This is a genomic window from Ochrobactrum sp. Marseille-Q0166 (genome assembly GCF_014397025.1).
GTDB lineage: Bacteria > Pseudomonadota > Alphaproteobacteria > Rhizobiales > Rhizobiaceae > Brucella.
Genome location: NZ_JACJUO010000003.1, coordinates 12431 through 25339 on the forward strand (window position 1 = coordinate 12431; position 12909 = coordinate 25339).

Genomic DNA, 12909 nt, shown 5'->3' on the forward strand with positions numbered 1-12909 from the left:
CATCAATGCGCAGCTGGGGCTTCTGGCGACGGATGTTCATGGACGTCTCTTCCAGCAAGACCAGCCCAAGTTTCAAATTTTTATCACACTGCTTTTAGCGACCTGTGAAAATGAAAGCATGTTCTGTTCGTCATGGAGCAGCTGCAGAACTTCTGTCTTCGTCTGCTCAGGCAAATCGGAATTTGTAATGGTTTGCCCAGCTTGGTCGAGCGCCGCGCGGAGGCTTGAGCTGTCGCAAAATCTGGTGATAATCGTCTTTAAAGGAGGATGTTCGAACGAGAATACATCTGCAATTAGGTTCATGTAATCAGGAAATCTTCCAAAACTGTCATCGAGCACTTGCTGGGGCGCGAGGGTTCGTTCAAACATAGATTTGGTGTATCTGTAGTTATGTTCTTCGTTCATGATTTCCTCCCGATCATTAGGACATTTGGTGATGCACGTCTTGTATTTTGCTTCGCTTAATGTCGTGTGTTGAGCAATTGTCCAATACTTTCGAACTTTTTCCTGTACCCATGCGGCGCTGCCAATCCTAAACAAAGGTGTACTTTACCGCTCGAAAAAGGAATAATCTGTATAGATGGTGTCTTTTTTTGCATATTATCCGCAATCAAACGGGGCAAAAGCAGTGGAACACGGAACTCTTTACATAGGCGTGCAGCTATACCAACAGAGTTGGTTTTTCTGAATTGACTCGATTTTTTTCCCACAGCTTCGAGATTCTGTTTAATTTGATACTGGATATTCGGGCTAGTAGCGGAATATACGATTGTATCCATCGGCAGAGCACTCCACTCCATTTCAGAATTACTGAGGCTTTCCGTGTTGTAGTTAACGAGCACCATTTCGCTGGCACATATGGATATATAATCGAGGTTATTCGGCCGATTAGTTCCCTCTATCAGTGCAATGCAGCTTCTTTGGCTTTGTAACTCGTTGTGGATCTCTTGCCACTGCGCTTCACGAATTGATAAATCTATATCGGGAAAAGTTTCGTTAAAAGCTCGTATCCATTTGGTTGAGATAAGCTCTGAATAAGGTGGCTGTATGAGAAACTGCTGTTCTTTGCAGCCATTACTCAAGCCACATATACAGTCTAAGGTGTCATTATAGAGAGCCAATGCCCGTACAAGCTTATCGTATACCTCTTGCCCGTTAGTGTTGAGTTTTACTGATCGAACCTTGCCATTTCGAATAAACAATTCAGTTCCGGCAACATTTTCGATTTCGTTGATTATACTGACTGCCGCAGGTTGTGAAACATGACAATTTTTTGCCCCAATGGAAAAACTCCCACTTTCTACTGCGGCCACAAAGACGCGCATTTTTTTGATGCTGATGTGTCTCAAACTCATTTGGCTTTCCGGTTACATGTTGAAGTTGATTTTCGCCAACAGCCATGCTGCGACTGGGAAGTCGGCGGCCAATACAATGTGAGGATATAAAATGCCTAGCGTCGGTAAACAAAGAAGGGACGATTTTTTTATTTTTGTCACCAATTTTTAGACCTTGTATAACAATTACAACGCTTTATTGTTAAGCGCGCTGTTCGAGAGTGTGAGGAAAATTTCGTCTAATTGATAAGTATTTCATCCCTGAGTATTGTCATCAGCTAGCCCCATCGAACATCCACCGAGTCACGCCAGAATTGTACTCATCTTCTAAATTTTAGATCGGACGGCACTTCGTTCGTTCAAACCGTAAAAAAGTGCTGATTAAAGTGTTTATCGAAACTCCAACAGTTTATGATGGACGTAGGTGGATCGATGAATAGCCATGTCCTCCCCGCATGCCACCATTTTAACTATTGACCATTTAAGGCCTCGGTAAGGTGTTGTCTTGAATGAAAGGGGTTAAGTAGTTGCTCCGGGTTGATACCCATCATAGCCCAAAATAACTTTTTTCTATTAGAGTATATATATCTGCCGCTCTAGGTTTGCCCCAACGAGGGAATTGTTTATGACTGATAAGGGTTTCGACTCGCTTCTTTTTGCGGGTAGCGGCTTTTCGTTCGACGAGATTGTTAGGACGGTCGCCTGTGGAGGAAAGGTGGCGGTCATCAAATATCTTGAATGTCGCCGTCGTATTTTTATTCGCGAAATGAATAACGATCCTACAGACGATCCGAATGGTCAAGGTTATTTGAGTGTTTTGGCCGCTTTAGATACGGCGCTCTCATTGTTTGATCAGTTTATCGTTGATAGCTCAAATGATGGCGTAGCGCAGGACAGTGATGAGAGTGCATCGTGATATCGGCGTGGTTTTCCTTACCCAATTTTCCACGGCGACACGTATATCTGGCGAATGGCATATCGACAGTCGGCAGTGATCTCACATGTTCAATCGTTTTGTTAGATCCGATGGTAGCGGCCCATCATTTCACATTCAATGTGAACGGCAGCGAGGTCGTTGTAGAAGTAGCACCAGAGGCGTCGATAAGAGTGGAATCTGCGGGTGGTGCAAAAGATTTTGTCCTCAAGGGCGGTGAACATCGGGTCTTATGTGTTGGTGATCGACTATGGATAGGTCAGATGATAGTCGATGTAACAGGTCTATCCGTACGACAGGATGCGGGCGTAAGTTTCGCACGCCGTGATCCGGCCAAAACGAGGATATGGCCAACACTTATGTGCTGCTCAGGGCTGACTCTCTTGGGTGTCTGGCTATTGTCGTCGATATCGGAAAGTTCCGGTGGGGTGAATTCATCTGGGGAGAACTATGCCACACCTACTATCCCCACGGCCATTGAGGCATCAGATGTTATAGGAATCTCATCTCGCCAGAATGTTTTAGATGAGTTCAGTTATGTATCCCTCTCGCCATTCGAGCTCCAATGGCGCAAGGGAAAATGGAGAGCTAAACTCTATGTAACGCATCAGAGTGAACGTGCTGACGTTATTTACAAGATTAGTAACTTTCCATTTGCAATCGATGCACTGGTATATTCTGATCAAGAATTGAAGCGTGTCGCAGAGACTGTGCTTTCGAGTTTAGGGTTCTCACTGGATGTGTGTGTTGAGAAAGGAATAATCAAACTTTCCGGCATTAATCGACAGTACAGAGACAAACTCCGGCGTGACCTAATCGCCGATATACCTGGCCTTAGAGAAGTGACTTTCAAGAATAGTGCAGGAAGAGAGTTGACTTCAGCTGAGTTTGGCGTTGTCGCATTGTGGAATGGAGAGCGCCCCTATGTCGTAACAGCAGACAATCGAATTGTTAGAGTGGGGGAAATCATTACAACTGGAGTAAAACTCGCGCAGGTTAGGTCTGACTACGTGGTGATTGATTTTCACGGCGAGTTTAAAAAAGTGAGTATTTTATGAACTTTGCAACGGCACAGTTAAATGATGATGATATTTTCCTACTGGGTAATATTGCAACCTATGGTGTCTGCGCTGGCTATGGAGAAGAAGCTATCAAAATTCTCCGCCTCATTCAGATGGCACGTCCGGACAATGCTGGTGTTCTGGTGCTGGAGGCAATGTATATGCATTCCATAGGGAAGACGCGCGCTGCTATCGAATTCTTGGAGAACGGATCAGCGTTAGACGCACGTGTTAATCGCGATGAAGCCGTGGCGTTTTACCTATACCTTTTGCAACAAGATAAGCAGTTACACCGTGTAGAGAGCATAGCTCGCACTTATTTTGAACAAGGTTTGATTTCATCGCCTGAAGCCAAGCGTGCAATTGAGTTGATACTTGCAGAAATATCTGATCAGCTATCCCCTATAAGTCAACATAGGACTGCTCCAGAAGAGGGAGCTTTCATTTGAGTTTGATTCAAGTATCTCTCAACGATATTCCGCAAGCCGCTACACAGGGATGGGAAAACGTTCGTAATAAGCTTATATCGAGCCTCAAGGAGCAAGAGACTTCTATCAGCGGGAGCATCCGTAATAGTGTGGATGATTCAAGTGCGCTTATGAGCCTTCCCGAGCACCTTCGCAGCGAGTTCAGGAGACTGGATGCAATGGCTCAGTCACCTGAGCAGCAGAAGTATGTGGCTGAAGTAAAACGCAACGTCTTAGCGCTTCATGAAGCACGCGCAGCCAACATACGTGAAAAAGTTTCGATGAACATAAGTAAGATGAATTTTGAGTTTGCCATGAAAGCAATCTCGAAATCGGTTTCTGCAATACAGCAAGTTCTTTCGTCACAATGATGCGTCCATTGCGCTCCAAGCTATTTTTTTTAATGGCAGTACTGGTGATTTTGGCCGGCTGTGAAGATGAACTCAATCGTGGCCTTGATGAAAGGGAAGCGAATTTAATGATGAGCAACTTGCTGAAGCATAATATTGGCTCATCTAAGCAGTCACAGAAGGATGGTACTGTTAAACTATTTGTTGAGCGATCAAAATTCGCGAAGGCAGTGGAATTGCTTGAAAGTCTCAAACTGCCTCGTCCTAAGTATGTCAATGTTGGCGAGCTTTTTAAAGATACTGGTTTGATTTCCAACCCGCTTCAGGAATGGGCACGTTTCGTTTATGCGCGTTCACAGGAATTAGCTAAGTCGATATCCGAGATGCCAGGAGTAGTATCGGCAGAAGTCCATATAGCAAGTCCTAGAAAAGTAGACCCATTCACCGAGGTGACGCCTCCCAGCGCATCAGTTTTGGTGGTTATCGAGCCTGAGTTGACCGATCCAGCAATTATACCTCAGATTAAATCCCTCATATCTTACAGTATTGAGAATATGAGTTATGACAGAGTGGCTGTTGTCGTATCACGCGTTGAACCAGCTTCTTTTCCAGTTGAGCGTGTCGTCACGGTTGCTGGGTTTTCTGTTCCAGAAGCACAACTTTCAAAGGTGTTTACGTTAATACTCGTGGCGGGACTGGCAATCAGTGTTGCCGCCGGCGTAGCATTTTCGGTTCTATGGCGTATCTTTTTGCGACGCAGAACAATCGACAGATAATTTCTATTCTTAATGGCGGATCACAATGATCTCGTTAGCTTCTTTTAATGAGGAGAAACTGTCTTGTTTCATCAGTCAAATTATATAGTTCCTGACCGGTTTGCCTGTTTGCTAAGCCTTACAGATATAACACTCGCAGATATGCTCCTGAATTGTCGGTTCCTTCAATCAAGTATAGACGATGTGATAAATAGTCTTTTGAGCGATCTTCCAGATACGAAAGATACAACGACAAGTAAGCTATGCAAATATGTAATTTGTTCTTCAATAGAAGACTTAAAAAAAGTATCCCGTATTACAACATTACTTATCAACCAGCAGGCTGTTAGAGCGTCGATAAATGGAGAAGAGCTTCTCGCTTTTGCACAATGGTGTGGAACTGCTGCGCCATTCAGACTGATTAGAGAATGCAAGCTCCCCAGCTTACCTCGTACTTTCACGTTATCAGAAGTGTCGATAGAGACACTCGGTCTGTTCGCTGACCATGTTTTTAATCTCATTCTTGGACTCCTTCCGTCAGGGATATTTGAACGCTTTCAGTTGAATTGCTCGGCAGATCTAAATCCAACTCCGTTCCCTGATAACCAAGAACATCGATTAGCATTCGAAGCACATTGTCTCCATGGTATCGATATATCCCTTTCCGTTCGGGGTGAGCATGCAGCAGATTAGGGGACTACCAACATTACAACGAGGGCAGATCATTGATTGTTGTACCATTCATAAGCTTCTCTCCGCCGAAAATATTATTGAGACAGCGCATCGCACTGCTAACGAAATCATCGAGCAAGCAGAAAAAGATGCTAATGACTTAAGACGGCATGCTCAGCAGCAAGGACTATTAGAGGGAAGAGCTGTCTTTGATGATGTCAGTCGTTATTTTAATGGAATGCGTGACTCACTAAAGTCCCAGGTTCTTGGATTGCTGCAACAGTGCCTTGGTCGACTGCTGAGCGAAATCCCAAGACAAGTGATATTGGAACTAACCTTGGAAACGGCGATGCGGACAGTCCGCGCAATCAATCCGAGGTTGACGTTGCATGTTGCGCCAGAAAATTTTGAACCTGCCAGACGTGCGATCTGTAGCTGGCGCGAGAAGTCCAATGCCTCCACAAAAATCGATGTAGAGATTGGTACAGATCTTCAGCCAAGTGAATGTCGCCTTTACGCGGGAGACGAGGTTATAGAGTCAAGCCTAGATATTATTGCCGATGGGCTGATCTGTGCATTCTACGACGATTCAACGTCGCGTTTTTCCAATGACTGACAATTTTTCCATCGAAACCACAGTTGATAGCGGTCAGTGCAACATTAATATCCCTTTGAGAAGCAAGGGTCGTGTTAGCAGTTGTACCGGCGTGCTCGTCAAAGCCGCGGGCAGCTTTTCGATTGGTCAAGTTTGTCGTATTTCTCGTTCGTCACGTGAATCCATACTAGCTGAAGTTGTGGGATTTGATGGGGGGCAAGCGCTGCTTAGTCCATATGACCGTGTGATCGGTGTTTCTCATAATTCAACGATTGAACCTGTTTCTCAGGCGTTCGATGTCGCCGTTGGTACCGCGCTTACAGGAAGGGTCATTGATGCTTTCGGGAACGTGATTGATGGCCGTAGTCCACTGCAGCTGGTACAACGCTATCCATGCTACCAGGCTCCACCTCATCCCCTTTTACGACCGGCGATCACGCGGCCATTCCCACTCGGAGTGAGGGCTCTCGACGGTGTATTAACATGCGGTGAGGGCCAGAGAATGGGGATTTTTGCTGCTGCAGGCGGTGGAAAATCCACCCTCGTATCGCTGTTAGTGCGCAATGCGCTTTATGATCGATGCGTTATTGCTTTGATCGGTGAGCGGGGCAGAGAGGTGCGGGAGTTCGTAGAGACCCAACTTGGAATCCAAGGCTTGGCCAAATCGGTCGTAATCGTTGCCACGTCCGATCGGCCCGCGATGGAGCAGATTAAAGCAGCTTACACCGCAACAGCGATTGCTGAATATTTCAGGGATCGTGGAGAAAAGGTACTGCTTATTATGGACAGCCTGACACGCTTTGCTCGTGCGCAGAGACAAATCGGACTTGCTGCTGGTGAGCCACCAGCGCGGCGCGGTTTTCCTCCTTCTATTTTTGAACAGCTTCCGATTTTGCTAGAACGAGCAGGAACAAGTCAGGTAGGCTCCATTACGGCATTCTATACAGTTTTGGTCGAGGGCGACGACATGGATGAGCCAATCGCCGATGAAGTAAGATCGCTACTGGACGGTCATATTATTTTGTCTCGTAAACTCGCGAGCACAGGCCACTATCCAGCAATTGATATTGTTGCGAGCGCAAGTCGTCTTGTCACGCAAATTCTCCCTAAACCACATGTGCTTGCCATCAATGCGCTACGTGGTCTGTTAGCAAAGTATGATGCAATTGAGTTACTCATACGTATCGGTGAATATGAAAGCGGTCACGATAGAGTTGCCGACGAGGCGATTGAACGTAAGCCTGAGATTGATAATTTCCTCCGCCAAAGCAATGCCGAATACGACAACTTTGAAGATACAGCGACACGCCTAATGCAAGTGGTCGGCCGTGGTTGATTTTAGTCATATTGTATATCTCCGCGAACAACGAGCGACCAGAGCAAGAAGTCGTGTCGCAATGGCGGCGGAGAACTTGCGCGCACAGCGTGAAGAGCATCAACAACTGGAGACGCAAAGGAAGGCCTTTCTGATCGATATCCATGAGCTCGAAATAGGGCTTGTGAATGCATTACTGGACAAGACAGTAACCATTAATGATGTGTTGCGGGTAGACGAAATAATGAGGGTAGCGACACAGCGCGGGAAAAATTTAGCCGATAAAGTGAATGCAGCACTCCGCAGTGTGGAAGACGCGACTACGCTGTATCAGCAACACAAAGATGCATTGTTACGATTTGAAAGAAAACGCGAGAAGAGCCTAGAGGTATTAGCTAGCATACTTGAGGGTGAACGACTGCGTTTTCTGCGTCAGGATGAGGAAAAGATGGACGAATATGTAGGTTTCACCGTTGCAAAGCGAGCAATGCATGAATGACCTGCTTTCGATGACTCCTGTTTGTAATGCGGGAGTGCAGATACTGGATTTTTTTAGCCGCTATTACTGGAAATATACAATCAACCAATCGTTGTTGCCTGGGCCAGAAGTTCAAATCTCCATCGAGACAACGCATGAGGCTAAATTTACCACTCGTGATGCAATGATCTTTGCTTTGATTGTTGGAGTGCCAGTGTTGGTGCATATAAGCGGGAATATAACTGATGCGCTCAGTGATGCTCTAATTCCCGCATGGCGGGAGCAGTCATCTGCGGCTTTGCCAGAACATTGGCGTATCGTGCTCACGATCACGCGCTTTTGTGAGATCGTATTCCCGAACATGGCGATTGAGAAGTTGCAGCTCAGGTCCGCCCCGCTGGTACGATCATTTAGCACATCTACAGATTGTGTGTGTGCAGAGATTGGTGTCGGCAAACACGAGGGTAGAATTGCAGTCATTTGTGATTTCGTCGCATTGGCAAGCCAACAGATTGATTTCTCGGCGTTACTTCGCCTTCGAAGATCTGCACCATTGCCTCCCTGTCGCATGGATATTGGCTTTTTGCCAACGCGTTTCACAAACGCCGAGTTTAGCGCACTTGCCGTTGGCGATGTTGTTATTATTGGGGAAATTGTCAACGGCGATATGCCCGTGACAGGAAAGATTTTTGGCTTTGGTAAATTTCATCTGCTGATAGCTTCCAGCGGCGGAGCCAAGATAAAGGAGTTGCAAGTGAACATGGAGAATGAGGAGCAAATTGCAATGTCTAGCTTAATAGAGCATGAAACTGCTGGTTCTATGCATCAGATGGCTCAGAACCAACAAGCAGAGCTCGCCGACACCTTTGCAATGCTGCCAGTGACACTTGAAGTGCGCCTGGCCACAATAGCCGTTTCTCTCGAGCACCTTCGCGACTTAGGTCCGGGAGCGGCGCTCAAACATTCTTTTGATCTCTCTGATCCCGTTATAATTTTTGCTAACGGCGTTCGCTTCGGGACGGGAAAGCTTATTCGTATGGACGATATGGTCGGCGTACAAATTAGCCAATGGCCTGTGCAAGCAGTCGGGTAGCGTTATGTTAAACGGATTGGTTCCCGTCGTTCCGACAACGCTTGCAATTATGGCATTGACTTTTCTGCCTCTCGTCATCGTAATGGGAACTGCATTCACGAAAATCTCAATTGTTCTTCTACTTGTGCGTAACGCGATGGGCGTCCAGCAGGCTCCTTCGGGTCTCGTTATTAATTCGATAGCGCTTGTTCTGGCGGCGTTTATCATGGCGCCCATTGCTGTTGGAATTACATTGAAAATATCTGAACTCGATCCCGTGCTTAACGAGTGGCAGAGTGCGGTAGATGTATATTCCATAATCGAGAAGGATTATGGAGAATACCTTACAAAATTTTCGGAAAAGAAAGAGCTTGCGTTTTTTATGGATGCCGCAAAAAAAATGTGGCCTCATGATCTACATGATTATGTTACCGAAAAAAATATTCTTATACTTCTACCAGCACACGTGGTATCCGAAATAACAAAAGCATTTGAAATCGCTTTTCTTCTTTTTCTTCCTTTTGTAATTATTGATTTGATCGTATCAAACATTCTTTTAGCGATGGGCGCAATGATGGTTCCACCCATGCTCATCTCTCTTCCGATTAAAATCCTCTTGTTTGTTGCAGTCGATGGGTGGGCACGCCTTCTGCACAATCTTGTGCTCAGTTATGCGCCAGGGTAAAAAAGAAAATGACATCAGATGAAGTGCTTTTTACTGCAAGTACCGCTGTTCAGCTTATATTTTTATTATCAATGCCAATCATTGTAGTTGTCACTATAGTTGGAATTATAGTTGCGCTGTTACAAACGGTAATCCAGTTGCAGGAACAGACGCTATCATTCGGTGTAAAACTAACCACCGTCGTGATCATGCTATTCGTGATGGGCCCGTCTATGGCGCACCAATTATTGGTTCTCATGGAAAAGATGCTTGATCGTGTAATATTGCTATAATTGGAATGGTTTAAGCGTGCTTGAAAAGAAAAATCCTTAGACAATGTGATCCGATGATGGAGTTTGTGGTGACTTGATCTACAACTGGTTCTTTGCTGATGTTTGACTTTTCTGATAATAATCAGATCTTTGCCGTAAGCCTCGCCACAATTCTAATTGTAGCACGCTTCTGCGCATTTTTTGTGGCGTCTCCCTTATTGTCTAGACGCACCATCCCGCGGTTGCTCGCTCTGGGGTTAGCTCTCGCCATCAGCTTAGTCTGTCTGCCGGCGGCAATCCCAACGCTCACGTCGAATGATCTGCATCCGACCAAACGGGTTATCCTTCTCATCATTAAAGAAGCCGCGACAGGATACCTGATGGGAATTGTACTCTGGCTCCCGGTACGCGGGCTTGAAATGGCTGGTGCTATTCTTGATTCTCAGCGAGGCAGCACACAGGCTCAAGATTTTGACGTAGTTTTTGTTAACCAGACCACACCAACGGCCATTCTTTTGTCCCAAGTGTTCAACGGATTTTTCTTTTCCTCCGGCGGCTTTTTGATAATTGTAAAACTGCTTTATGAGAGCTTACTCCTCTGGCCACCATCAGATTTCTGGCCTGAGATTAGTGAAAAAACACTACAGCTCCTTTTAAAATTTTCAGGTGAGATGCTTCTATCAGGACTCATTATTGTGCTGCCGATATCAGTTTTTATGTTGCTCGCTGATATTGTCATTAGCTTTATCGCAAGGAGCGCACCCAATCTGAATGCACTCACATTTGGTATGCCTGTAAAATCTGCGATCCTTATAATTATGCTTTTTTCGTATTTTCATATTCTGTTTCCAGAGCTTATGAAAACTTTTAGCAACGGTTCGCGCATGATGCTGGAAGTGTTGAAACCATGAGTGATGATAAGACAGAAAGCCCTACACAATTTCGACTGCGAGAACAGCGTAAGAAAGGCAATATCCCACAACGAAAGAATGCTACAGAAGCGATCTGTTTGCTTTCATCAGTTGCTATTTTAGCTGCTCTTGCACCGCACTACAGCGCGGCAACTTTTGTTTTATTTGACATCGCTATGACGAGTCCAACACAATCGTTCACTCAAGGGATTATACAATCGTGTCGGTATGTCTATCCGCTTGCTTACTTTACCCTCGCATTTAGCGTGGGATCGGCGGGCGTAACTCTCCTAAGTACCCTACTTTTCAATAAGTTCAACGTTGCGCCGTCAGCACTTTCACCAAAGTTTGACAAACTCAACCCAGTGAATGGGTTAAAACGTATAATATCAAAAGCGACCCTTTACAACGCACTTCGGCTCACGATTTATTTTGGCGCCATAGCTTGCCTATTATATTTATTTGTTGTGTCAAATATCCATAATGCTCATTATGCGATGTTATATGATGTAGATGCTATCTTTTTATATTTTCTTCGACTATTCCGACATATCGTTATTGGAATTCTATCTATCTTGTGCACACTCGCTGTTTTGGATTGGTGGATACAAAGCCGATTGTTTTTGTCTCAAAGCAAAATGTCCAAAGATGAAGTTAGGCGCGAATACAAGTCCCAAGAAGGCGATCCTCAGATTAAATCAGCGCGCAAAGCAATTGCGCAGCAGGACAGTCATATCCCTCTCGCCAAAGAAGCTACTCATGTAATTTACAGCAATGAACTTTTGGTGGCTATCATTTTTAATGAAACGTCTGGTATGCCGCCGTTTATGGTAGCTCGGGTTAAAGGTTCTGCTGTTGGGGCGGTTAAGCATCTTTATAGGAATCTCCGGATACCAACATTATATATGCCGCGCGTTGCGAATGACTTTTTTAACATGGCTCAACCCGGAAAATTCCTTTTGGCCCGATCAGCCGAAGGAATGTCGGAGATACTTAATTCATTAGAAAGAAAAGTCCAGAATGAGACCTATTAGACGTCATGATGTAGGTTACAACAAAAAGAAACGTAATTGGCACATCGTTGCGCGCATATGTATAGTGATTTGTGCCGTGGATTGTCTGGCATCAATAGCTGGATGTGCGGGGCCTAACTCCAATGCTGATAGCGTGACACGTCAAGTCGCAGCGGGCGAGAGGTTTTTATCTGCTGGAAATTATGCTAAAGGTTATCAGATTCTCGACAATATCGGTGAAAATAATCCAGCTTCTGCCGAAGCAGCATTGAAGGTTGCTGACACCTATTTTGTGCATCACGCCTATCTTCGAGCAAAAGCTCACTACAAAAATGCCATTGCGCGGGGTAACCGCACCGCTGGTGAGCTGGGACTTGGGCGTGTTATGTTAGCGACTAATGAAGCAGTTTTAGCCGAACAACAATTCCTTACCATATTAAATGTCCGCCCGCAGTCTGCGGAAGCGTTGAATGGCCTTGGTGTAGCGCTCGATCTCCAAGGGCGCCACCAAGAAGCTCAGCATCAGTATACCAAATTACTAGAAAGCCTGCCTACCGACAGGAATGGGAATAATAACCTTGCAGTTTCTTATATACTGGCGGGGCGACAGGGAGAGGCATCCAATCATTTGGGGGAGCTTGCACGCTCCTATCTGGATGATCCTGTTATTCGTCAGAATCTCGCGATGGCGCAGGTCTTGACAGGTGATCGTTACGCAGCAGAAAAGACATTCGCTCTAGATATGAGCCGGACAGAAGCGATGCATAATGTCCGTACACTCGAACAGCTATCGCGCCGAGGAGTTCTGACTGCTGTCAGATAATATTGATATTGAGATTCTTGGCGTCCACAAAGATGATCCTACTCAATCGTATTGTTTATATATTTGCTGGAGCGAATGGCGATGGGTTTTCCAGCCGGTCTAAGCCGGCCCGCTGCATCACATGGTAGCATAGCTTCTCTGTTGGTCTGGCTATCACCAATGATACTGTTCACTGGCCTGCCGCGGTGGGCTG

General features: G+C 45.5%; 17 protein-coding genes. 15 read left to right on the forward strand and 2 right to left on the reverse strand.

Annotation, left to right across the window (positions count from 1 at the left end):
* Positions 1–72: 72 nt before the first annotated feature.
* Positions 73–405, reverse strand: a complete 333-nt coding sequence (locus H5024_RS18605; protein ID WP_187548718.1) for a hypothetical protein — start codon at positions 403–405, stop codon at positions 73–75.
* A 56-nt stretch (positions 406–461) separates the two neighbouring features.
* The gene (locus H5024_RS18610; RefSeq protein WP_187548719.1) at positions 462–1355 is read right to left on the reverse strand and encodes a LysR family transcriptional regulator; all 894 of its coding nucleotides are present in this window, start codon (positions 1353–1355) and stop codon (positions 462–464) included.
* Positions 1356–1959: 604 nt separating this feature from the next.
* Here H5024_RS18610 and H5024_RS18615 point away from each other — a divergent pair.
* The 15 genes from H5024_RS18615 (at position 1960) to H5024_RS18685 (ending at position 12716) form a co-directional block, all read left to right on the forward strand.
* Positions 1960–2250, forward strand: a complete 291-nt coding sequence (locus tag H5024_RS18615; RefSeq protein WP_187548720.1) for a hypothetical protein — start codon at positions 1960–1962, stop codon at positions 2248–2250.
* A 110-nt stretch (positions 2251–2360) separates the two neighbouring features.
* The gene (locus tag H5024_RS18620) at positions 2361–3326 is read left to right on the forward strand and encodes a hypothetical protein (protein ID WP_187548721.1); all 966 of its coding nucleotides are present in this window, start codon (positions 2361–2363) and stop codon (positions 3324–3326) included.
* Positions 3323–3778 (forward strand): hypothetical protein, encoded by a 456-nt coding sequence (locus H5024_RS18625; protein WP_187548722.1) that lies wholly within the window; start codon positions 3323–3325, stop codon positions 3776–3778. The genes H5024_RS18620 and H5024_RS18625 overlap by 4 nt, the downstream gene beginning before the upstream one ends.
* Positions 3775–4167: a hypothetical protein gene (locus tag H5024_RS18630; RefSeq protein WP_187548723.1), complete on the forward strand. Its 393-nt coding sequence runs from the start codon at positions 3775–3777 to the stop codon at positions 4165–4167. Before H5024_RS18625 ends, H5024_RS18630 begins: the two co-directional genes overlap by 4 nt.
* A complete protein-coding gene (gene sctJ / locus H5024_RS18635) occupies positions 4164–4922 on the forward strand; it encodes a type III secretion inner membrane ring lipoprotein SctJ (RefSeq protein WP_187548724.1) in 759 nt (252 codons plus the stop codon). The genes H5024_RS18630 and sctJ overlap by 4 nt, the downstream gene beginning before the upstream one ends.
* A 63-nt stretch (positions 4923–4985) precedes the next feature.
* Entirely contained in the window at positions 4986–5594 is a 609-nt protein-coding gene (locus H5024_RS18640; RefSeq protein ID WP_187548725.1) for a hypothetical protein, read from the forward strand.
* On the forward strand, positions 5581–6189 hold the full coding sequence (locus H5024_RS18645) for a hypothetical protein (protein WP_187548726.1): 609 nt from the start codon (positions 5581–5583) through the stop codon (positions 6187–6189). Before H5024_RS18640 ends, H5024_RS18645 begins: the two co-directional genes overlap by 14 nt.
* Entirely contained in the window at positions 6182–7504 is a 1323-nt protein-coding gene (locus H5024_RS18650) for a FliI/YscN family ATPase (RefSeq protein WP_187548727.1), read from the forward strand. The genes H5024_RS18645 and H5024_RS18650 overlap by 8 nt, the downstream gene beginning before the upstream one ends.
* Entirely contained in the window at positions 7497–7982 is a 486-nt protein-coding gene (locus H5024_RS18655) for a hypothetical protein (RefSeq protein ID WP_187548728.1), read from the forward strand. The genes H5024_RS18650 and H5024_RS18655 overlap by 8 nt, the downstream gene beginning before the upstream one ends.
* Entirely contained in the window at positions 7975–9054 is a 1080-nt protein-coding gene (locus tag H5024_RS18660) for a FliM/FliN family flagellar motor switch protein (protein ID WP_187548729.1), read from the forward strand. The genes H5024_RS18655 and H5024_RS18660 overlap by 8 nt, the downstream gene beginning before the upstream one ends.
* Before the next feature lie 4 nt (positions 9055–9058).
* Positions 9059–9718, forward strand: a complete 660-nt coding sequence (gene sctR / locus H5024_RS18665; RefSeq protein WP_187548730.1) for a type III secretion system export apparatus subunit SctR — start codon at positions 9059–9061, stop codon at positions 9716–9718.
* Positions 9719–9726: 8 nt separating this feature from the next.
* Entirely contained in the window at positions 9727–9990 is a 264-nt protein-coding gene (locus H5024_RS18670; protein ID WP_187548731.1) for a flagellar biosynthetic protein FliQ, read from the forward strand.
* 98 nt (positions 9991–10088) lie between these two features.
* On the forward strand, positions 10089–10880 hold the full coding sequence (locus H5024_RS18675) for a flagellar biosynthetic protein FliR (RefSeq protein WP_187548732.1): 792 nt from the start codon (positions 10089–10091) through the stop codon (positions 10878–10880).
* The gene (locus tag H5024_RS18680) at positions 10877–11914 is read left to right on the forward strand and encodes an EscU/YscU/HrcU family type III secretion system export apparatus switch protein (protein WP_187548733.1); all 1038 of its coding nucleotides are present in this window, start codon (positions 10877–10879) and stop codon (positions 11912–11914) included. Before H5024_RS18675 ends, H5024_RS18680 begins: the two co-directional genes overlap by 4 nt.
* Positions 11915–12047: 133 nt before the next feature.
* Positions 12048–12716, forward strand: a complete 669-nt coding sequence (locus H5024_RS18685; protein ID WP_187548734.1) for a hypothetical protein — start codon at positions 12048–12050, stop codon at positions 12714–12716.
* Positions 12717–12909 lie beyond the last annotated feature (193 nt).

Coding starts and splice junctions, on each gene's coding strand:
- H5024_RS18605 (WP_187548718.1), bottom strand. CDS start 405: ATGAACGAAGAACATAACTACAGATACACCAAATCTATGTTTGAACGA.
- H5024_RS18610 (WP_187548719.1), bottom strand. CDS start 1,355: ATGAGTTTGAGACACATCAGCATCAAAAAAATGCGCGTCTTTGTGGCC.
- H5024_RS18615 (WP_187548720.1), top strand. CDS start 1,960: ATGACTGATAAGGGTTTCGACTCGCTTCTTTTTGCGGGTAGCGGCTTT.
- H5024_RS18620 (WP_187548721.1), top strand. CDS start 2,361: ATGGTAGCGGCCCATCATTTCACATTCAATGTGAACGGCAGCGAGGTC.
- H5024_RS18625 (WP_187548722.1), top strand. CDS start 3,323: ATGAACTTTGCAACGGCACAGTTAAATGATGATGATATTTTCCTACTG.
- sctJ (WP_187548724.1), top strand. CDS start 4,164: ATGATGCGTCCATTGCGCTCCAAGCTATTTTTTTTAATGGCAGTACTG.
- H5024_RS18645 (WP_187548726.1), top strand. CDS start 5,581: ATGCAGCAGATTAGGGGACTACCAACATTACAACGAGGGCAGATCATT.
- H5024_RS18650 (WP_187548727.1), top strand. CDS start 6,182: ATGACTGACAATTTTTCCATCGAAACCACAGTTGATAGCGGTCAGTGC.
- H5024_RS18660 (WP_187548729.1), top strand. CDS start 7,975: ATGAATGACCTGCTTTCGATGACTCCTGTTTGTAATGCGGGAGTGCAG.
- sctR (WP_187548730.1), top strand. CDS start 9,059: ATGTTAAACGGATTGGTTCCCGTCGTTCCGACAACGCTTGCAATTATG.
- H5024_RS18670 (WP_187548731.1), top strand. CDS start 9,727: ATGACATCAGATGAAGTGCTTTTTACTGCAAGTACCGCTGTTCAGCTT.
- H5024_RS18675 (WP_187548732.1), top strand. CDS start 10,089: ATGTTTGACTTTTCTGATAATAATCAGATCTTTGCCGTAAGCCTCGCC.
- H5024_RS18680 (WP_187548733.1), top strand. CDS start 10,877: ATGAGTGATGATAAGACAGAAAGCCCTACACAATTTCGACTGCGAGAA.